This is a genomic window from uncultured Halorubrum sp. (assembly GCF_937146585.1).
GTDB classification, from domain to species: Archaea; Halobacteriota; Halobacteria; order Halobacteriales; family Haloferacaceae; genus Halorubrum; species Halorubrum miltondacostae.
Map to the genome: position 1 here is coordinate 14,007 of NZ_CAKZRO010000142.1, position 18,507 is coordinate 32,513.

Genomic DNA, 18,507 nt, shown 5'->3' on the forward strand with positions numbered 1-18,507 from the left:
GGTGTCGACACGGGGCGAGACCCCGTCGCTCGGGGCGAACCGCTTCCGGAGGGTGGCGGCGAACCCGACCGCGACGGCGGGGTTGATACGTCTCGCGCGCGAGGCGGCGGTATGTACCTCGCGGACCACACCTGGCCGGAGCTCGGCGACGCGCTGTCCGACGGCTCCGTCGCGCTCGTCCCGCTCGGCTCGACCGAACAGCACGGGCCCCACCTCCCGCTCGCGACCGACCACCTGATCGCCGAGGGGCTCGCGACGGCGGCCGCGGAGCGCGCCGACGCGTTCCGGACGCCGACGATCAACGTCGGAGTCAGCCCGCACCACCGCCAGTTCCCGGGGACGATGTGGGTCGACCCGCCGGAGTTCCGCGACTACGTCGAGTCGTTCACCCGGAACCTCGCGTACCACGGGATCGACCGCGTGGTGTTCGTGAACGCCCACGGCGGCAACGTCCAGCACCTCCGGGAGGTCGGCCGGCGGCTCCACGAGGACGAGGCCGCCTACGCCGTCGAGTGGATGTGGGACGAGTCGATCCCGGAGCTAGTCGACGACCTCTTCGAGCGCAACGGCCCCCACGCGGGCCCCAAGGAGACGGCGATGGTCACCCACCTCGCGCCCGACCTCGTCCGCGAGGACCGGCTCGGGGACGCCCGCGACGGCGGGCTCGTCGACCTCGCGGAGTCGGACGCGGTCGTCCACGGCGCCCGGACGTTCTACGACGCGATCGACAACTCGCCGAACGGCGCGTTCGGCGACCCGACCGACGTGACGCCGGAGAAGGCGGAGCGTCTGTTCGAGGCGGCCGCGGAGCAACTCGTCCGGCTCGCCGAGTGGATCGGCGACCGCGACGCGGACGAGCTGTTCCCCGAGCCGCGGATCGAGGGCGAGGAGGAGATCCGCTAACCGTCGGTAGAACCGCCTTCGGGCCCGCTCCCGCCAGCGAGGTCGTCCCCGAGAATCTCTTCGAGCGCGGCGTCGGCCGCCTCGCGCCGGCCGTCTAAGACGGCGAAGCGCTCGCCGCGGCGTCGTTCGAGCCAGCGCAGCAGGTGGGCCGCCCAGTCGAGCTTCCGCGCCTTCATCGGGTCGACGGCGGGGTCGTCGAACTCCCAGCCGGGGAAGACGAGTTCGCCGGCCCCCACGTGGTCGGCGAGGAAGGCGGCGCGGTCGCCGTCGGTGAAGCCGCCGGTGTTCCGGACCGGTCCGGCGGGGCCCGCCTGCGTCGTCGCGAGCGTCCACTCGTCGGCGAAGCGCGGGAGCCACTCCCGGACCGCGGAGAGGTTGTCGCCGTGGGCGTGCGCGGCGACGGGGGTCCCATCCCGGGTCAGTTCCACCGCGGTCTCCGGGTTCTTGTCGAGGTCGGTCACCATACAGTCGACGCCGACGCCGCGGTCGGCGAGCACGTCCGCCGCCGTCGAGGCCGCGACGACGACGTCGGCGTCGCGGGCGAGGGCCGCGTCGTCGGCGAGGCGGGGGGCCGCGCCCGCGACGGCCACCGTCTTGCCGTCCCAGTCGCCGAGGCGGTCGAGCGGGAACGGCGTCGCGAGGTCGGCGGCGACGTCGCGGACGCGCTCGTCGGCGTCGCGGCCGAAGCCGAAGTCGTCGAGGATCGCCTCGTAGACCGGCTCGAAGGTGTCGAAGTTCACGAGGAGGTCACGCTCGGAGGTCCGGTCGGGCTCGCCGCGGAGCGGCGCCGCCGCTCATCGGTCGATAGATGGTATGGGCCGGAGTGGCACAGAGTACCCCTACCCGCGTGCCCCTCCGGCGTCCGGTCGATCGGTTGTCTACACGAGGGCATAAACTTTCTCTTAATTCACGTGACGGTCGATATCGGCGAGCGCGGCGTCGAGCGACTCCGAGACGCCGGATACCGCCTCTCGAACCGAATCGATGGCCGCGGGCGTGCCGACGAGGAGCCCGCGGTCGTCGCCAGCGGCCTCGTCGCCGCCGTCCGTCGCCGAGTGAGGCGTCGCGACCGTCGCGCGGTTCGAGTCGCCGAGCGCGAACGCCGCCCCGGTCGCGTCGCCGCCGACGGTCGCGGCGCGCAACGCGCCGATCGCCGCCTCGTCGAGGCCGGAGAGCTCGAAGGTGCGAACCGCGGCGCTGTCGGCGACGGCGTTGCTCCCCTGGGTCGCTCCCGCCGCGCCGATCCGGTCGAGATGCCGCTCGGCCTCGCGGACCGTCGTCACGTCGAGTTCCTCGACGGTGACGGCGTCGCCCCCGCGTCCGGAATAGCGGTCGCGCGCGAACTCAGCGCCGATGAGGGCGGCGTCGCGCGTCTCGGCCACGTCGTGGGTGCGGATCACGTGCGCGCCGCGCTCGACCGCCATCGACGTCGCGGCGAGCGAGACCGGGAGCGCCTCCTCGGTGCTGCGCCCCGCGACCGTCCTGAGGAAGCTCTTGCGGTTGATCGAGACGAGGAGCGGCCGACCGTACCCGCGGAACTCGCGGAGGCGGTGGAACGTCTCGCGGTCGTCCTCGTGGGTCTTGGCCGCGGACCAGCCGCCGAACGCGGGGTCGAGGATCGTCTTGTCGGTGAAGCCGTTCATCGAGAGCGCCTCGTAGATGTCGTCGACGTCCTCGATCGCGCCGGGTCGTTCGAGGTCCGGCGGCGAGGCCATCTTCGACACCGCCACGTCGTGTTCGCGGCAGACGCGGGGCATCTCGGGGTCGGCGAACCCGCAGATGTCGTTGACCATGTCGAAGCCGCGCGAGATCGCCTCGTCGGCCACCTCGTGGTAGCGCGTCTCGATCGACCAGACGGCGTCGCCGGAGGTCGACTCGAGCGTCTCGATCGCGGTGTCGAGACGGTCGAGCTCCTGCTCGGCGGAGAGCACGTCGAGGTCCTTGTTGGCCGATTCGAGCCCGACGTCGACGATGTCGGCGCCCTCGCCGATCAGTTCCTCGTCGACGTACGCCGCGGCCTCGCCGGGGTCGTCGTACACGCTGGGGTCGTACGGCGACTCCTCCGAGACGTTGAGTACGCCCATGATCCGGGGCGGGTGGTCGTCGCCGATCCCGAGCCCTGCGGCGTCCACGTTTCGCATACGATTACCACGGGCGCGAGAGACATAAACGGGGCGAGTACCCGACGCGCTCGCCGGAGAACTGACGCCGAGCGCGGCCGGCGCGTGGCTCCGAGTGACGCCGGCGGCCCTCGTCGGGCGGGTGGCACTTATGACCGAGACGCCCCTCTTCGCGAGTATGATAGCGCTGTCGCGGAAGGCGTACGACGACGTCGTCCGCCACGCGTACGAGGGGGGCGAGGCGGAGGTCTGCGGCGTGCTCGCCGGGACTCGCGGGGAAGCCGACGAGCCGGCCGTCGTCAGCGACGCGCGCCGGGCGGAGAACGTCGCCGGTAGGCCCCAGATCCGCTATCGCATCGACCCCGAGGAGCAGCTCGAGCTCATCGAGGCGATCGAGGGCGACGGGCTCGAGGTGGTCGGCTTCTACCACTCGCACCCGGCTGGCCCGCCCCGCCCGAGCGAGACCGACGCGGCGCGGGCGACCTGGCCCGACCGCTCGTACGTGATCTGCGCGCTCGACGGCTACCCGTTCGTGGGGTCCTGGCGGTGGCGGGGCGACGAGGATGGATTCGAACAGGAGACCGTCTCGGTGCGGTCCGAGCGGTGACGCCGCCGGGCGAGCGACCCCTCGCAGGCTCTGCTCAGCGTTCGAAGCGCAGCGAGTCGCCGACGGCGACGCCGTGGCGGTCGGTCCACTCGTAGGGGACCTCCAGCACGTACTGGCCGGAGCCGGGATACTGCTGCTCTTCGCCGTCCTCGTTCGGCCCCGGTTCGGGCGCGTTGTGGATCCGGGTGATCTGCCGGTCGCCGTCGACGTAGACGATGTCGATGCCGAAGCTCATCCGGCGCATCACGTAGGTGAGCGTGTCCTGCGGCGAATCGTAGGCGAACAGCATGCCGCCGTCCTCGGGCAGCGACTCGGCGTCGCTGAGCCCGAGCAGGCGCTTGTCTCCGGTGTCGGCGACCGCCGCGGTGACGGACCCGCGCGCCTCGCCGGCGGGGCCCTCGACGGTCACGGTCGTCGTCTCGTAATCGGCGTACGTCCCGCTGGGCCAGTCGACGTCGTCTGTTCCGTCCTCGCCCGGTTCGTCGCCTCCGCCGGCCCCCGAGTCGTCGCCTCCGCCGTCGCCGCCACCGGTATCCCCGTCGCTCGCTCCGGGCGCGCCGTCGCCCCCGAGACAGCCCGCCGCGACGCCCGCCGTCGCGGCCGCGGTCAGTCCGAGGAGTCGCCGCCGTCTCATGGGCGTAACCAAGCCGGCCGGGGATATAAGCGGCCGCGTCGCTCGCGTCGGGAGCGCGCTCGGAACGGCGGGGCTGCGGTCGGCACGGCACGGTCCGAGGAAATTATGTTCGCCGGCGAACAGTCGTCGGCATGAGCGGTAGAAGTACCCGAAAGTCGCGCGGAGGGACGCCAGACAACGCGAGCGTTCTCGGCGGCACGGCGATCGTCTCCGGGGCGGCGGTCTCGCTGTCCGGTCTCCTGTTGTATCAGGCGTCCGCGAGCGGTGGAAGCCACATCGCCGCGGTCGGTCTCCTGTTCGTGTTCGCCGGCGTCTTCGCGGTCGACCGGGTCGGTGGCCGGACCGGGCTCTCAGCGGGGACGCGCCGCCGCGTGGCACTCGGCCTCGCGGCGCTCGCGGCGGCGCTGGGTCTCGCGTTCTTCGCCGTGGACTACCCCGGCTTCTCGGGAGCCGTCGCCGTCGCGTCACCGTCGTGCTATCACGGCTCCGACAAATGCTATCCGCCCGGACGAACCCGGTCCGCGGTATGAACCTCCCGTCCCTCCCGCGGCCCGGTCGTCGAGCCGCCACCGGCACCGAGACCGCGCTCGGACGCCGGGCCTCCGACGCGGCGTAGCGACCCCTCGTGCCGGGAAGGACGCGCTTTTATCGCCGCCGGAGCGTAGCGTGGGACATGGCGAAAGTGAGCATCGGCCTCCGCGGGTGGCGCTTCGAGGAGGACGAGATATTCACCGACGACGAGGAGCTGAAGCCCCTCGACGAGATCCCGGAGGACCCGCGAGAGCGGCTCCTGCGGCTCGTCAAGCTCGTCGAGGAGCCCTGCGACGTCTGCTACCTCGACTACGGCGAGGAGGAGGTCCACCGGTGTAAGGAGGCGGAGATCGTGTACGGCGAGCCAGAGGGAGAGGTGCTGCTCTGCCCCGAACACGAGCGCGACCTCCTCTACTGGTTCCGCGAGGCTGGCGGCAGCGACCACAAGGGGTCCGTCGAGTTCGCCGACCGCTTCCACGAGTGGGTCGCCGCCGGCAACGAGGCGCCGGAGGGGTACGGCTCGGTCGAGCACGTCGAGGAGGACCCCGACGGACTCCCGGACCTCCCCGACCAGCAGGAGGTCCAGGAGCGGCTCGAAGAGGACTTCGAGGGCGACCGGATCGACATCCTCGAACTCGCCGGGCAGGAGCGGTCCGACGAGCAGCTGACCGAGGAGGAGGTCGCCGACTCCGACCTCGACCTCTCGACCGACTACCCGTCGGACCGATGAGCGACGGCGACGAGGCGGGGAGCGGTGGGGAGCCCGCGGACGATGCGGAGCTTGCCGACGGCGCGGAGCCGGACGCGACCGACGACTCGGAGCCCGCGCGGTCGCGGCGGAAACCCGTCGTCGTGGTCGTCGAGCCGGAGACGCCGGGCAACGTCGGCACCATCGCCCGGGCGATGAAGAACTTCGGGCTCACGGACCTCAAGCTCGTGAACCCGCCGGAGATCCCGGAGGACGGCGAGGCGTACGGCTTCGCCGGCCACGCGCGGGAGGACGTGCTGCCGAACGCCGACGAGGTGAGCTTCGACGAGGTCGTCGCGAACTACCACACCGTCGGCACCACCGCGATCACCGGCGAGGACGACCGGAGCCACGAGCGCTACCCGTTCAAGACGCCCGTCGAGCTGCGCGAGTCGCTGAAGACGGTCGACGCGCCCACCGCCATCGTCTTCGGCCGCGAGGGGCGCGGCCTCAACAACGAGGAGCTCTCGCGGCTCGACGAGGTGTGTTCGATCCCCGCCGACGAGGACTACCCCGTCCTCAACCTCGGCCAGGCCGCGACGGTGCTGCTGTACGAGCTGCGCGGTCTCACGGTCGACGAGACGCAGCAGCCCGACACCGAGGTCACCCGCGCCCCGGAGGCGGACGTCGAGCGCTTCCACGAGTTCTACGGGGAGTTCCTCGCGGCGACCGGCCAGCGAGAGCACGTCCGCGAGAAGAACGAGCTGCTGATGCGCCGGCTGCTCGGCCGCGCGCACCCCACCGAGCGCGAGATCCACACCCTGCTCGGCACGTTCCGGAAGGCGAACGCGAAGCTGGAGCACGCCGACCACCTCGCGGCGAAGTACGACGAGCCGCCGTATCCCACGGAGCGGTAGCCGTGCGCGGCCCCGCCATCGACGAGGACCTCGTCGCCGGCGTGCGCGACGTCTCCCCGCTCATGCTCGGGATCGTCCCCTTCGCGCTGGTGGCCGGCATCGCCGCGGTCGACGCCGGCCTCGGCCTGCCCGAGGCGGTCGGGATGTCCGTGATCGTGTTCGCGGGCGCCTCCCAGCTGGCGGCGCTCGAACTGCTCGGCGAGAACGCGCCGCTCGCCGTCGTCGTCGGGACTGCCGTCGTCATCAACCTCCGGATGCTGATGTACTCGGCCTCCATCGCCCCGCACTTCGCGGAGTACGGTCGCCGGCTCCGCGCGGGGCTCGCGTACCTCCTCACCGACCAGGCGTACGCCCTCTCGGTCGCCGAGTTCGACGAGAACCCCGACCGCAGCCGGTGGCGCTACTACCTCGGCGCGGCCGCGTCGCTGTGGGTCGTCTGGCAGGTCGGGACGGTCGCCGGCGTCGTCCTCGGCGCGGGCGTCCCCGACGCGTGGGGGCTCACCTTCGCGGTCCCGCTCGTGTTCCTCGCGCTCCTCGTCCCCGCGATGAAGGACCGGCCGACCACCGTCGCGGGCGTGGCCGGCGGCGCGGTCGCGGTCGTCGCGGCCGGCCTCCCGCTCAACCTCGGCCTGCTCGTCGGGGCGCTCAGCGGGATCGCGGCCGGACTGGTGACGGAGGTGACCGGGGCGTGACGGGCGCGCTCGCGTCGGTCGTCGCCTCGCCGCGCGCTTGGGTCGCCATCGTCGCCATCGGGGTCCTCACCTACGGGATCCGGCTCTCGTTCATCCACCTGTTCGGCCGGATCGACGGCGTCCCGACGCGGCTCCAGCGGCCGCTGCGGTACGTCCCGCCGGCGGTCCTCGCGGCGCTGGTGCTCCCCGACCTTGTGACGCTCGAGCCGTCCGTCGCCGCGACCCTGCTCGACGAGCGACTCGTCGCCGGCCTCGTCGCCGGCGCGGTCGCGTGGCGGACGGAGAACGTGTTCGCCACCATCGCGACCGGGATGGTCACGCTCTGGGCGTTCCGATTCGTCGTGTTCGCGTGAGACCGGCGTGGCGTCCGGCCGGCGACGCGGTCGTCAGCGCTCGCGTTCGGTTTGTCGCTCCGTTCGGCGTTCGCGCGCGTCAGCCTCGTCGCGGTCGACGGGTCGGTCGAACCGAGCGTCTCGGTCGGCCTCGCGCTCGCGGGCGGCGGCGATGCGCTGGGCGGCGTCGGCGAGCGAGTCGAGCGCCGCGAACAGCCGGTACGACAGGTACGGTCCCACGGTGAGGACGAGGACGGTCCAGACGCCGAGCAGTATCTGTCCGAGGATCAGCAGCGAGTAGACGAACACGAACAGGCTCACGGCGGCGAGCGCGCCGCCGACGCGCGTGCGGAGGGCCTCGGCGGGCGAAAGCGGGTCGTGTGCCATACGCGGAGCTTCCGACGGAACTCACTTAAAAATAAACGCGAAGCGGCGAGAGACGGCGAGCGCGAGCGTGATTGCCCTCGCTCGCGGCGCGTCTCGCTCAGTCGTCGGCGGGGGCCGCGGAGTCGCCTGCGGAGACGCCGGTGCCGGGGCCGACGTCGATGCCGAGGTCGGCGAGCTTCTCGTCCGGGACGACGCCGTCGACCCAGCCGCGGGTCTCGTAGTACTCGGCCTTCAGCTGGTCGAGCTCGACGAGCTCGCCCTCGCTGGCACCCGTGCCGGGGATGGCGTCCGGGTGGCCCTCGATGAACCGGTTCGGCAGCGTGTCCTCCGCGCCGCCGAAGCCGGCGAGGTTGTTGTAGTAGCGCTCGAGGTTGTAGATGCGCTCGCCCGCCTCGAACAGCTCGTCCTCCGAGAGGTCCTGGCCGGTCACGCCGTTGTACTGGAGCACGTACTCCTCGATCCCCTCCGCGAACGCGCTGAACTTACAGATGTCGAACGAGTCCGACACCGCGTGGAGGTCCTGGAAGGTGGCGGTGAGTTCGCCCTTCCCTTCCCACTCGTACGGATCGACCTTCTCCGGGATCCCGAGGATCTCGGCGGCCGGCGTGTAGCCGCGCAGGTGGCACGCGCCGCGGTTGGAGGTGGCGTACGCGATCGCCATTCCCTTCATACAGCGCGGGTCGTAGGCGGCCATCGTCTGGCCCTTCACAGAGAGCTTGTTGCCGTGCGCGTCCTTCGCGTCGGCGACGCGCTCGGGACCCTCCGCGAGGAGGTCGCCGAGGTCGGACGAACGGTGACCGATCTCCTCGATGAGGTCGATCATCGTCTCCGAGTCGCCCCAGTCGAGGTGGCCGACGCCGTCGAGTTTGCCCTCCTCGCTCATCTCCATCGCCATCGCCATCATGTTGCCGGCCTCGATGGTGTCGAGACCGAGGTCGTTACACTGCTCTAACATGCGGGCGATCTCGTCGCGGTCGGAGTGGCCCGAGTTCGGGCCGAGCGCCCACGCGGACTCGTACTCGTACGACTCCGTGCGGACGTTCATCTCCTGGCCCTTGTGGGTGACGTTGACCTCGACCTCCTTCTTACACGCCACGGGACAGGAGTGGCACGTCGGCTCGTCGACGAGGATGTTCTCGCGGACGTTCTCGCCGGAGACCCGCTCCGCCTCGATGTCCGCGCCTTCGGCGTCGTGGTACGCCTCCGTCGAGGTGTACTTCGCGTTCTTCGTCGGGAGGCCGTCCATCTCCTCGGTCGCGTTCATCAGGACGTTCGTCCCGTACATCGAGAGGCCGCCCTCGTTGGGCGCGGTGACGTCGGACTCGCGGATGACCTCCATCGCCTGCTGGTAGCCCTCCTGGAACGTCTCGGGGTCGGCGGGCTTCGGCATGTTCGTGCCCGACTTCACGACGACCGCCTTCACGTTCTTCGCGCCCATGACGGCGCCGGTGCCGCCGCGGCCCGAGGCGCGGTCGTCCTCGTTGATGACGCAGCCGTAGCGCACCTCGTTCTCGCCGCCCTGCCCGATCGCCATCACGGAGACGTCACGGCCGACCTTGCCGTCGACCTCCTCGCCGATCTGGTCGATCGTGTCGTGGACGCCCTGGCCCCAGAGGTGGGAGGCGTCGCGTACCTCGACCTCGCCGTCCTCGACGAACAGGTAGACCGGCTCGTCGCTCTCCCCGTCGAGGAGGACCCCGTCGAGGCCGGCCCACTTGAGCCGCGCGCCGGACCAGCCACCGTGGTGCGAGTCGGTGACGGTCCCCGTCAGCGGGGACTTCGTCACCAGGGCGATCCGACCGCTCATCACGGTCTGGGTGCCGGTGAGCGGCCCGGTCATGAACGCCAGTCGGTTCTCCGGCCCCAGCGGGTCCACGTCGGGACCCTTGTCGAAGACGTACTTGACGCCGAGCCCGCGGGCGCCGATGTACTTCTCCGCGTCCTCGTCGTCGATCCCCTGATAGTTGACCTCCCCGCCGCCGAGATCGACCTGTGCCACACGGTCTCTGTAGCCGCCCATTTCAGTCATGTAATGCTCTATCATTATATTAGGACCGTATCGGGTTAGTTGTTGATTCGGCGGCGTAACCGATAGCGGTTACCGACTCTGGCCTCCTCGCGGCGGGTGCGGCGTTCGGTGCGCCGGCTTCGCCGGGAGAGGCGACGGGCCGTCGAAACGGAGAATTAACCCGAATCGGGACCGAGGAGAGAGCGTGAACAGCCGCGACGAGGAGGCCGACGGACGCGGTCAAGACCCGCGCGAGCGATCGGCCGGCGGCGAGGATCGGCGTACCCCCGCCGGGGTCGCGGGGCTCGTTCTCACGGCGTCGGTCATCCCGGTGCCGGCCGGACGAGGCACCGGCGGGGAGACGCTCCCACTCCTCCCGGAGTGGATCGGGCTCACCACGCCCTTTCACCTGATCGGGTACGCCGCGCTCGCCGCCCTCACGGTCCGAGTGCTCGTAGGACGGGGCGGGACGACGGCGAGGGCCGCCGCCGTCGGCGTCGCGGCCGCGACCGCGTTCGGGTTCGGCGTGGAACTCGTTCAAGCCCCGATCCCGTGGCGGTCGTTCGCGTGGAGCGACGCCGCGGTCAACGCGGTCGGCGCGACGGTCGGAGCGGGGGCCTTCTTAGCGTGGCGAACGGTCCGCTGAACCGGGAACCGGGAGAGATCGAGCCGAACCGGAACTAACGGCGCGGTCGTCAGCGGCCGGGCGGACCGGCGCGACCGCGACCCCGACGCCGCACCGTCGCCGCGACGTCGGCGTTCAGCCGCGAGCGCTCGAAGTATATCTGCTCGAACTCGCTCGACTCGTACTCCGCGTAGCAGTCGAGCGCGATCTCGTCGCCGTCGTCGGCGTCGTCGACCGCCTCGGCGAGGTCGCCGTCGTCGACGCGGACGACAAGCGTCTCGTCGCCCTCGCCGAAGACGACCTGTTCGGCGTCGAGGTGCTCGCCGTCCGGAGTCCACACCGCGACCGTGTCGTCGGCGACCGACCGGACGTCGTCGGGCGCGTCGAACTGCGTCACGACCTTGCCGTTCCCGTCGACGGTGACCGACGCGTCGGGGAGGTCGCGGTCGACGCGCTGCATGCGACCTTCGGGCTCCGGGGCGACGGTGTCCCGCTCTCGCAGGTAGTCCACGACCAGCGTCACGAGCAGCTCGTCGGTGTCCTCGATCACGGGCTTGTCTTCGAGCGGGTAGCCGCTCCCGCCGTTGGCGATGTAGCTGTTGACGGCCACATCGTAGGTCTCGTCGGGGTCGAGCGGCTCGTCGCCGACGCGCACGTCGCGGATCTGCTCGTCGACGCCCTCGTGGGGCACCCACTCGAAGCGCACGCCGCTGACCTGCTGGGAGATCTCCTCGCCGAAGCTCTGGCCGGTTTCGCTCTCCAGGGTGATGACCTGGCTCTCCAGCGCGTCGACGAGTTCCTCGCCCGTCAGCTCCAGCGTGACGAGCGTGTTCGGGAACGGGAGGGTGTTGAAGATGTCGCCGCCGGTGATCTCGCCGGGGCCGTACACCGAGTCAGAGCGGATGCCGCCGGCGTTCGTGATCGCCACGTCGGCGTCGGCTCGCTCGCGCATCGCGTCGGTGACGAGGTTGCCGTACCCGGTCTCGCGGTGGTAGTTCGAGCCGAACCTCGCGTCGAGCGGCGTCTCCGTTTCCACGATCACCGAGTCGAGCCCCACCTCGGCGCGGTAGTCGTTGATGATCTCGGAGGCGGTGGGGTCCTTCGGGATGTCATCCGTGACCTCGATCAGCCGTCCGTCGAACGAGGTGACCTCGCCGTCGGCGACCGTCAGTTCGATCTCGCTGAGGTACGCCGCGCGGGCCCGCGCCTCGGAGATGATCGACCCGTCGACTGACTCGGGCGGATAGAACTGCTCGTCGTCGCCGACGACCACGAGGTCGATATCGTCGTCCGCGTCGGCCTCCGCGAGGTCCTCGGCGTCGTCAATTCCCGTGTGGGCGAGCGCGACGACGACGTCGACGTCCTCCTCATCCCTGAGCCGCTTCGCCGTCGCCGGGCCTTTCTCGGTGTAATCCTCGATGGTGATGCCCTCGCCCTCGAAGTCGATGTTCGTCTTCCCGGTCGTCGCCCCCTGGTCGGCGAGACCGATGATACCGACGCTGACGCCGCCGCGCTCGACGATCTCCGTCAACTCCGTACCGTCGAACGCCTCGCCCTCGCTGTCGACGAGGTTCGTCGCCAGCCACGGGAACTCGGAGTCGGTCGTCACGTCCGAGATCGGGTCGAGCCCGTAGTCGAACTCGTGGTTCCCGATCACGTCGGCGTCCGGCCCGACCTCGTTGAGCACGTCCACCGGCGCGCGCCACTGCGAGACCGGGCTGAGCGCGTGCGGCCCGATCTCGTCGCCGCCGCCGACGACGACGACCGGGCCGTCGGCCGCCGCGCGGCGCTGTTCGATGAGCGTCACCAGCCGCGGGAACTTCTTGTCCTCCGCCGCCGCCGTCTGAATGTCGTTGTACGACAGAACTGTGAGCGTCGTCGATCCGTCGCCCTCTGCGGCCGTCGCCGAACCGGACAGGAGCGACCCGCCGAGTACGATTCCACCCGCTCGCAGTACCTCGCGCCGTCCGAAGTCACGGTCCCGTGACATCGAATTGCTCCAAGTAGAGAAATTTATAAAATCTTTCTATAATTGACTATATATTTATCAATAAGTTCTTTTGAGAGATTCTCACAACGGGTGAGACAAAGACTCTCAACTGAGGAACGCGGACCCCGGGTCGGTCGGCGATGACGACACGGCTTTACGCGCTCGGCCGCTCCGTCCGACAATGAGCCAGCCGAGCCCCGAGGCGTACGAGCAGGGGCGCGGGATGGACGCGCACAACGACGTGATGCGCGACATCCGCGCCGAGCGCTCGGAGACGTACGACCCCACGGAGCCGACCCGCGTCTGGATCGACGAGGACAACACGCCGGACGGCGTCGTGAACTCCCTCACGATCATCTTAAACACCGGCGGCTGCCGGTGGGCGCGCGCCGGCGGCTGTACGATGTGCGGCTACGTCGCCGAGTCCGTCGAGGGCGGCAGCGTCGCCCACGAGGACCTGATGACCCAGATCGACGCGTGCCTCGACCACGAGGCCGAGGAGGCGGAGGAACCCGCAGAGCTGATCAAGATCTACACCTCCGGCTCCTTCCTCGACGAGCGCGAGGTCCCCGCGGAGACGCGGCGAGCGATCGCCGAGACGTTCGCGGACCGCGACCGGATCGTCGTCGAGTCGCTGCCGGACTTCGTCGACCGCGAGAAGATCGCCGACTTCGCGGACCACGGGATCGCGACCGACGTGGCGGTCGGGCTGGAGACCGCGACGGACCGCGTCCGCCACGACTGCGTGAACAAGTACTTCGACTTCGCCGACTTCGAGGCCGCCTGCGAGGAGGCCGACGCGGCCGACGGGGAGTTCGCGGCCGACGTGGGGATCAAGGCGTACCTCCTGATGAAGCCGCCCTTCCTCGCGGAGCCCGAGGCCGCCGCCGACATGGTCGACTCGATCCGGCGATGCGCCGCCGTCGACGGCTGCCACACCGTCTCGATGAATCCGACGAACGTCCAACGCTACACGATGGTCGACGAGCTGTTCTTCGAGGGGGGCTACCGGCCGCCGTGGCTCTGGTCGGTCGCGCACGTGCTGGAGGAGACCGCCGACGTCGACGCAATCGTCGTCTCCGACCCCGTCGGCCACGGCTCCGACCGCGGCGCGCACAACTGCGGCGAGTGCGACGACCGCGTCCAGACCGCGATCAAGGACTTCGACAAACGGCAGGACCCGAGCGTGTTCGAGCAGGTCTCCTGCGAGTGCGAGGCCACCTGGGAGTACGTGATGGACGAGGAGACGAGCTACAACATGCCGCTGGCGCGGTAAGCACGGTCGGCGCGTCGACCCACAGCGGGCAGGGGAGCGCCCTCGCGCGAGCACGGCCCCCGCCAAACCCCCGGACGCGGCCGGCCGATCCCGCGCCGGTCTCCGCGGAACGATTGTGAACGATGCCGATCAGTATTTCTCTCGTTCTGTGAACGAATGGCCCAGAATACTCGACTAAGAGTCACGATTCGGCGTGGTAAAGTCGATCATACTGAACGATCAGGTCGAACAAGGCCCTTATACTTCGGACCCGTACGGTAGAGCATGAACGCAGACGCCAGCGGTTCCCCGCCCTCCCGCGGGAAGTCGGTCCTCTTCTGTCCGGAGTGTCGCTTCGAAAGCCCCCTGTCGGACGGGTGGCTCGTCGTCAGCGACGGCGACCAACGAACGATCGTCTGTCCGGAGTGCGGCCACGTCGCCGACCATCGGACGGCGCGATCGGCACCGACGCCGCAACACGCAGACTAATCCTCCCGACGCGGCCCGCAACTGTCGTTACCCCCTCTCCGGCGCCCGTTCCGCGAGGACCGGTATCTCGGACAGCTTCTCCGCGTCGAGCGCGTCCCAGTCGACCCCGTCCGGTCGCGCGTCCGTCGCCTCCGTCGCGAGCGTCCGCTCCGGCGTGACCACGAGGTCGAGCGGCACGTCGTGGGCGTCGGGCGTCGGCAGGTCGACGTCGGTCCCGACCGCCGACTCCGGCCCGTCGAGGACGGAGAGCTCGTGGACGGTCGTCGCGACGGTCGTGCCGTCGTCGACCGCGTCGAGTTCGCGGAGGACCGCCCACTCTAGATCGCTGTACCCCTCGCCCTTGCCGATCCGAGCGCCGTCCGTCGTGACGCCGACGGAGCCGGCGACGATCAGGTCGACGCGCGCGACGTCCTCGGGCGCGGTCGGCGTCCCGTACTCCGAAATGCCGGAGACGGTCGTCGCGTCGTCGATCTCGTCGGGCGGGATCTCGGTCGGATCGAGCCGGAGGAAGGGGTCCGGGTCGCGGAGCCGCGGCTGCGCGACGTAGACGGTCTTCCCGGCGCGGAGCGCGGCCCGGCGCACCGGCAGCTGCGGCGCGTCGGGGTTGGCCTTCAGCGTCGCGGCCGCGTCCCACGCCTCGGTCTCCGCGAGCCGCTCCGCCGCGGCGTCCGCGCCGGCGAAGTTGGGGATCCGGTCGTGCGGCGGGAACGGGAACCGCGCCTGGTCGCCCTCGTCGAACGCGTCCCACACCGCCTCGCGGACGGCCTGTTTGTCCATGTCGGAGGGTGCGGGGCCGGCGGTAAGTAGCCGCCGCCGCGACGCGCCTTTTAACCCGTTCAGGCGCGCACGGTCGGGTATGTTCGAAGACCGGCCGGACCGCGACGCCGAGGTCGTCCTCGTGGGGCGCTCGAACGTCGGCAAGTCCACGCTGATGCGCGAGCTGACGGGCCACGACTTCTCGACCGGCGGCAAACCGGGCGTCACCCGCCAGCCGAACCACTTCGACTGGGCCAGCGAGGGGTTCATGTTCACCGACCTGCCCGGCTTCGGCTTCATGTCCGGCGTCGAGGAGGAGCACCGGGAGCAGATCAAGACCGACATCGTCCGCTACCTGGAGGACAACGCCGACTCGATCCTCGCGGGGGTCGTCGTGATGGACGGGAAGGCCGCGGTCGACATCATCGACCGCCACGCTGAGCGCGGGAACGTCCCCCACGACGTCGAGATGTTCGGCTTCCTGGAGGACGTGGGCGTCGAACCCATCGTTGCCGTCAACAAGACCGACAAGATCGACGACATCGACGAACGGCTGGACGCGATCTGTGACCGTCTCGGACTGTACCCGCCGTGGCAGCAGTGGTCCGACCGGGTGGCTCCGATCTGTGCGAAGCGCGGCGACGTCGAGGCGTTAGAGGAGTGCCTCCGGACGCGCTTCCACGACCACAACCGCGACGACCTGCTGAAGTTCGTCTCATAAGTAGTGACGGCTGATCACGGGGGCGATCGCTACGTGAACTCGGGAGTATTTTTTCAGGTCATCAGCTGCTGATCGACGGTGAACACCTCCAAATCCCCAGTCGCGGGGGGTCGGTGCGCTCGCTGTCGTTCGAGACGCCGGAGGCGTCTCGTGATAACGAGAGAGCTTCGCTCGGCGACCGACTCCCTCGCGCGTGCTGGCTTCGCAGCCGCCGGGGGCGGTCGCTCGCAGGCACGCGCCACCGCAGATGTATTGATAAATCGGTGACCAAATCTCCGGTTCGAATCGCCCGTTTCAGAACTCGAAGCCCACCGCGTCGTCGCTCGGTCGGAGCGGGCTCTTCGGGTACGGCGGCTCGGCGTCGGGGTCGTTGAACGCGCGCGGCGCGACGTCGTTCGGCCCGTCCGGGTAACAGAGCGCGGCGAGCGTCTGGATCGCCGTGCGGCCGCTGGCGAGTTCGAACTGGCCGCCGCCGTACATCCGGATCCCCTCTCGCTCGCAGTACGCGATCGTCTCGAACAGCGATTCGAGGGTTCCGAACCGCGAGGGCTTGACGTTACACCATCCCGGTTCGACGGGGAGCGATTCGAGGCTCTCGACGCCGTCGATCGGGTAGTCGAACGAGAGGCGGTCGGCCTGCGGCTCGACGAGCGCGCTCGTCGCGGGCGTGAACGCGGGATCCTCCACGACCGCCGCGGGGAACGCCGCGAACACGTCGCGGTACAGCTCCGGGTCGGGCTCGACGTCGACCTCGGTCCCCTCGTACCACCCCTTGAGGTCGAGGACGCGCACGGCGTCGGTCTCCCGGAGCGCCTCGAACGCCGACTCCGGCCACTCCGGCGTCGGGTCGAGCTTGAACTCCAAGTCGGCGTTGCGCGCGAGCAGCCCTTCGACGCGGTCGGTCGACGGCGGGTCGCCGAGGCGCGTGGAGACGACGAACCGGACCGGGTCGGGGTCGACGCCGAGCCGGTCGCCCAGCGTCTCCTCGCGCTGCCGGAGCGCCAGGTCGAGCGCAGCGCTCTCGACCGCCCACCGCCGGTAGTTGCGCGCGGTCTCGTTCTCGGGCGGGTTTCCGTGGAAGAGGTCGACCTCGTCGAGGCGGTCGGAGAGCGCGTCGATCGTCCACTCGCCCTCGAGGTCGATCGGGTCGGTCCCGGCGAGCGCGTCGTGGTCGGCCGTCTCGTAGGTCACGTCCTCGCCGCGCCCCACGACGCCGTCGCCCGAGAGCCGGTACTCCGTCGTCGTCCGCTCGAAGCCGCTCGTCGTGTCGGCGACCTGCCGGCGGCGGGCGACCGACTCGATCGTCACCGACATGTCGGCGATCCGCTCGTAGTGGCTCATGGCACAGTCGAGGCGAGCCGACCACTTAAATAGGTGAGCGGGAAACGGCGTCGGACCGATTACGTCCCGAGGTCGCCCCCGCGACGTCGGAGCGTCGCGATCCGGGTTCCGAGCGTCCAGAACAGCGGGATCACGGTAAGTACGACCGCGCCGGCGGCCGCGACCTGAAGCACGGTCGTCGTGAACCACGGCTCGCCGTCGGCGTACGGCAGCGCGGTGTGTGTCACGTCGCCGATCACGGGGACAAAGTAGTCCATCAGCAGGTCGACGGTGTACCACGCGGTCGCGATCGCCACCGCGCGGAGCGGGAAGTCGGTGATGCGGTGGAGGACGAACGCCTGGACGACCATCGCGAGGTGGCTCACGAGCAGGAACGCGTACAGCGCGGGGCCGTTGACCGCGAGGAACTCCGGCCAGAAGACGACGAGGACGTACGGGGTCCACAGCCCGAGCTTGACGTTGCCGAAGAAGGCGAGCGCGGCGAGGGTGTCGCTCGACCGCCCGAGCGCCCACGCGCCGAGCGCGAGCGCGATGAGCAGCGTCGCGCCGGGGCTGTCGGGGATGAAAAGCCACATCTCCGTCGGGAGGGCGCGGAACTGGAACCGGTAGTACCAGAAGCCGAACGCGGTGCCGACGAGGTTGATGACGACGATGACCCACGCGAACCGGAAGGCGACGTCCTCCAGCCGTTTCGGGAGCGGCGCGACCCACCGCGGCAACGACTCGCGGTCCGGCGGGTCGCGTCCGAGCGCGCCGACGATGTCCATACCGCGGGCTCGGACCGGGCGGGCAAAGCGGTGGCGGTCGCGGTGGACGCGACCGGCGATGCGGGCGACCGCGACGAAAAGGGCTATGCGTGCCCGGCGGGAAGGCGAGGGTATGCGCCCGCGAACGCTGCTCGCGCTGCTGCTCGTCGTCCCCCTCGTGGACGCGCTGTTCCTGATCGTGGTCGCGACGCGGCTCGGGTGGGCCGTCACGGTCGCGCTCGTCGTGTTGACGGCCGTCCTCGGCATGCTGCTCCTGCGCGCCGAGGGGCGCGCGACCCTCGCGCGCATCCAGCGCAAGCTGGCGCGGGGGTCGCCACCGACCGACGAACTGCTCGACGGCGGGCTGCTCATCGCGTCGGGCGCGTTCCTGCTCACGCCCGGGCTCGTCACCGACGCGGTCGGGTTCCTGCTTGCGCTCCCGCTCTCGCGGGTCCCGATTCGGATGGCCCTGAAGAAATACGTCGTCGTCCCGTACCTCGAACGCGAGACGGACGGCTTCTTCTCGGGGAACGTCTACGTCGGCGGCTTCCCGGGCGACGGTGAAGGCGGATTCTCGATGGGTGGCGGCTTCCCCGGCGGCGGTGCCGACGGCGGCCCGGACGGATTCCCCGGCGGCGACGGTGCGGACCCCGACGGGGGCGTCGGCGGAGACGCGAACGCCGGCGGCGGGTCGACGACCGACGACGACGTCGTCGACGTGGACTTCACCGTCGAAGAGGAGGAGCGGAAGGGAACCGACTGACT

General features: G+C 70.3%; 21 protein-coding genes. 12 read left to right on the forward strand and 9 right to left on the reverse strand.

Annotated elements, in window-relative coordinates; genetic code table 11:
• The first annotated feature begins 111 nt into the window (after positions 1-111).
• The gene (locus tag Q0116_RS11790; protein WP_297888478.1) at positions 112-903 is read left to right on the forward strand and encodes a creatininase family protein; all 792 of its coding nucleotides are present in this window, start codon (positions 112-114) and stop codon (positions 901-903) included.
• Here Q0116_RS11790 and Q0116_RS11795 read toward each other — a convergent pair.
• Both Q0116_RS11795 and folP read right to left on the reverse strand, forming a co-directional pair.
• A complete protein-coding gene (locus Q0116_RS11795) occupies positions 900-1,643 on the reverse strand; it encodes a 6-hydroxymethylpterin diphosphokinase MptE-like protein (RefSeq protein ID WP_297888480.1) in 744 nt (247 codons plus the stop codon). The two genes, Q0116_RS11790 and Q0116_RS11795, sit on opposite strands and share 4 nt — an antisense overlap.
• A 162-nt stretch (positions 1,644-1,805) precedes the next feature.
• Positions 1,806-3,044: a dihydropteroate synthase gene (folP, locus tag Q0116_RS11800; RefSeq protein ID WP_297888482.1), complete on the reverse strand. Its 1,239-nt coding sequence runs from the start codon at positions 3,042-3,044 to the stop codon at positions 1,806-1,808.
• Between the two features lie 157 nt (positions 3,045-3,201).
• Between folP and Q0116_RS11805 the strand changes: the two genes are divergently transcribed.
• Entirely contained in the window at positions 3,202-3,630 is a 429-nt protein-coding gene (locus Q0116_RS11805) for a desampylase (protein WP_297888484.1), read from the forward strand.
• Positions 3,631-3,664: 34 nt separating this feature from the next.
• Here the strand turns inward: Q0116_RS11805 and Q0116_RS11810 are convergent, their stop codons facing one another.
• The gene (locus tag Q0116_RS11810) at positions 3,665-4,264 is read right to left on the reverse strand and encodes a DUF192 domain-containing protein (protein WP_297888488.1); all 600 of its coding nucleotides are present in this window, start codon (positions 4,262-4,264) and stop codon (positions 3,665-3,667) included.
• 131 nt (positions 4,265-4,395) lie between these two features.
• Here Q0116_RS11810 and Q0116_RS11815 point away from each other — a divergent pair, with 131 nt between their 5' ends.
• The 5 genes from Q0116_RS11815 to Q0116_RS11835 all read left to right on the forward strand — a co-directional run bounded on the left by Q0116_RS11815 (position 4,396) and on the right by Q0116_RS11835 (position 7,445).
• The gene (locus Q0116_RS11815; RefSeq protein ID WP_297888490.1) at positions 4,396-4,794 is read left to right on the forward strand and encodes a hypothetical protein; all 399 of its coding nucleotides are present in this window, start codon (positions 4,396-4,398) and stop codon (positions 4,792-4,794) included.
• Positions 4,795-4,937: 143 nt separating this feature from the next.
• The gene (locus Q0116_RS11820; protein WP_297888492.1) at positions 4,938-5,525 is read left to right on the forward strand and encodes a hypothetical protein; all 588 of its coding nucleotides are present in this window, start codon (positions 4,938-4,940) and stop codon (positions 5,523-5,525) included.
• Positions 5,522-6,400 (forward strand): RNA methyltransferase, encoded by an 879-nt coding sequence (locus Q0116_RS11825; RefSeq protein WP_297888495.1) that lies wholly within the window; start codon positions 5,522-5,524, stop codon positions 6,398-6,400. Before Q0116_RS11820 ends, Q0116_RS11825 begins: the two co-directional genes overlap by 4 nt.
• A gap of 2 nt (positions 6,401-6,402) precedes the next feature.
• Complete coding sequence (locus tag Q0116_RS11830; protein WP_297888498.1) at positions 6,403-7,092, forward strand: AzlC family ABC transporter permease; 690 nt, start codon at positions 6,403-6,405, stop codon at positions 7,090-7,092.
• Positions 7,089-7,445, forward strand: coding sequence for an AzlD domain-containing protein (locus tag Q0116_RS11835; RefSeq protein WP_297888501.1), 357 nt, complete (start codon positions 7,089-7,091; stop codon positions 7,443-7,445). Before Q0116_RS11830 ends, Q0116_RS11835 begins: the two co-directional genes overlap by 4 nt.
• 33 nt (positions 7,446-7,478) lie before the next feature.
• On the opposite strand, the gene Q0116_RS11840 is transcribed toward Q0116_RS11835, so the two are convergent.
• A complete protein-coding gene (locus tag Q0116_RS11840; protein WP_297888504.1) occupies positions 7,479-7,811 on the reverse strand; it encodes a hypothetical protein in 333 nt (110 codons plus the stop codon).
• Positions 7,812-7,908: 97 nt separating this feature from the next.
• Entirely contained in the window at positions 7,909-9,840 is a 1,932-nt protein-coding gene (locus Q0116_RS11845) for an aldehyde ferredoxin oxidoreductase family protein (protein WP_297888594.1), read from the reverse strand.
• Between the two features lie 184 nt (positions 9,841-10,024).
• On the opposite strand from Q0116_RS11845, the gene Q0116_RS11850 reads away from it, so the two are divergent.
• Positions 10,025-10,465: a hypothetical protein gene (locus Q0116_RS11850; protein ID WP_297888507.1), complete on the forward strand. Its 441-nt coding sequence runs from the start codon at positions 10,025-10,027 to the stop codon at positions 10,463-10,465.
• 49 nt (positions 10,466-10,514) lie between these two features.
• On the opposite strand, the gene Q0116_RS11855 is transcribed toward Q0116_RS11850, so the two are convergent.
• On the reverse strand, positions 10,515-12,434 hold the full coding sequence (locus Q0116_RS11855) for a bifunctional UDP-sugar hydrolase/5'-nucleotidase (protein WP_297888510.1): 1,920 nt from the start codon (positions 12,432-12,434) through the stop codon (positions 10,515-10,517).
• Positions 12,435-12,615: 181 nt separating this feature from the next.
• Here Q0116_RS11855 and Q0116_RS11860 point away from each other — a divergent pair, with 181 nt between their 5' ends.
• Positions 12,616-13,710, forward strand: a complete 1,095-nt coding sequence (locus tag Q0116_RS11860) for an archaeosine biosynthesis radical SAM protein RaSEA (RefSeq protein ID WP_297888512.1) — start codon at positions 12,616-12,618, stop codon at positions 13,708-13,710.
• A 264-nt stretch (positions 13,711-13,974) separates the two neighbouring features.
• Complete coding sequence (locus Q0116_RS14335; RefSeq protein ID WP_308214397.1) at positions 13,975-14,178, forward strand: hypothetical protein; 204 nt, start codon at positions 13,975-13,977, stop codon at positions 14,176-14,178.
• Between the two features lie 27 nt (positions 14,179-14,205).
• Here the strand turns inward: Q0116_RS14335 and Q0116_RS11865 are convergent, their stop codons facing one another.
• Entirely contained in the window at positions 14,206-14,955 is a 750-nt protein-coding gene (locus Q0116_RS11865; RefSeq protein WP_297888513.1) for a 5-formyltetrahydrofolate cyclo-ligase, read from the reverse strand.
• 79 nt (positions 14,956-15,034) lie between these two features.
• Here Q0116_RS11865 and engB point away from each other — a divergent pair, with 79 nt between their 5' ends.
• Positions 15,035-15,655, forward strand: coding sequence for a GTP-binding protein EngB (engB, locus tag Q0116_RS11870; protein ID WP_297888516.1), 621 nt, complete (start codon positions 15,035-15,037; stop codon positions 15,653-15,655).
• 294 nt (positions 15,656-15,949) lie between these two features.
• Here the strand turns inward: engB and Q0116_RS11875 are convergent, their stop codons facing one another.
• Together Q0116_RS11875 and Q0116_RS11880 are read right to left on the reverse strand one after the other, a co-directional pair.
• A complete protein-coding gene (locus tag Q0116_RS11875) occupies positions 15,950-16,996 on the reverse strand; it encodes a hypothetical protein (RefSeq protein WP_297888519.1) in 1,047 nt (348 codons plus the stop codon).
• Positions 16,997-17,055: 59 nt separating this feature from the next.
• On the reverse strand, positions 17,056-17,763 hold the full coding sequence (locus Q0116_RS11880) for a DUF1405 domain-containing protein (protein WP_297888522.1): 708 nt from the start codon (positions 17,761-17,763) through the stop codon (positions 17,056-17,058).
• 112 nt (positions 17,764-17,875) lie between these two features.
• Between Q0116_RS11880 and Q0116_RS11885 the strand changes: the two genes are divergently transcribed.
• Positions 17,876-18,505, forward strand: coding sequence for an FxsA family protein (locus Q0116_RS11885; RefSeq protein ID WP_297888527.1), 630 nt, complete (start codon positions 17,876-17,878; stop codon positions 18,503-18,505).
• The last annotated feature ends 2 nt before the right edge of the window (positions 18,506-18,507 follow it).

Coding starts and splice junctions, on each gene's coding strand:
- Q0116_RS11790 (WP_297888478.1), top strand. CDS start 112: ATGTACCTCGCGGACCACACCTGGCCGGAGCTCGGCGACGCGCTGTCC.
- folP (WP_297888482.1), bottom strand. CDS start 3,044: ATGCGAAACGTGGACGCCGCAGGGCTCGGGATCGGCGACGACCACCCG.
- Q0116_RS11805 (WP_297888484.1), top strand. CDS start 3,202: ATGATAGCGCTGTCGCGGAAGGCGTACGACGACGTCGTCCGCCACGCG.
- Q0116_RS11810 (WP_297888488.1), bottom strand. CDS start 4,264: ATGAGACGGCGGCGACTCCTCGGACTGACCGCGGCCGCGACGGCGGGC.
- Q0116_RS11815 (WP_297888490.1), top strand. CDS start 4,396: ATGAGCGGTAGAAGTACCCGAAAGTCGCGCGGAGGGACGCCAGACAAC.
- Q0116_RS11820 (WP_297888492.1), top strand. CDS start 4,938: ATGGCGAAAGTGAGCATCGGCCTCCGCGGGTGGCGCTTCGAGGAGGAC.
- Q0116_RS11825 (WP_297888495.1), top strand. CDS start 5,522: ATGAGCGACGGCGACGAGGCGGGGAGCGGTGGGGAGCCCGCGGACGAT.
- Q0116_RS11840 (WP_297888504.1), bottom strand. CDS start 7,811: ATGGCACACGACCCGCTTTCGCCCGCCGAGGCCCTCCGCACGCGCGTC.
- Q0116_RS11845 (WP_297888594.1), bottom strand. CDS start 9,840: ATGACTGAAATGGGCGGCTACAGAGACCGTGTGGCACAGGTCGATCTC.
- Q0116_RS11855 (WP_297888510.1), bottom strand. CDS start 12,434: ATGTCACGGGACCGTGACTTCGGACGGCGCGAGGTACTGCGAGCGGGT.
- Q0116_RS11860 (WP_297888512.1), top strand. CDS start 12,616: ATGAGCCAGCCGAGCCCCGAGGCGTACGAGCAGGGGCGCGGGATGGAC.
- Q0116_RS14335 (WP_308214397.1), top strand. CDS start 13,975: ATGAACGCAGACGCCAGCGGTTCCCCGCCCTCCCGCGGGAAGTCGGTC.
- Q0116_RS11865 (WP_297888513.1), bottom strand. CDS start 14,955: ATGGACAAACAGGCCGTCCGCGAGGCGGTGTGGGACGCGTTCGACGAG.
- engB (WP_297888516.1), top strand. CDS start 15,035: ATGTTCGAAGACCGGCCGGACCGCGACGCCGAGGTCGTCCTCGTGGGG.
- Q0116_RS11875 (WP_297888519.1), bottom strand. CDS start 16,996: ATGAGCCACTACGAGCGGATCGCCGACATGTCGGTGACGATCGAGTCG.
- Q0116_RS11880 (WP_297888522.1), bottom strand. CDS start 17,763: ATGGACATCGTCGGCGCGCTCGGACGCGACCCGCCGGACCGCGAGTCG.
- Q0116_RS11885 (WP_297888527.1), top strand. CDS start 17,876: ATGCGCCCGCGAACGCTGCTCGCGCTGCTGCTCGTCGTCCCCCTCGTG.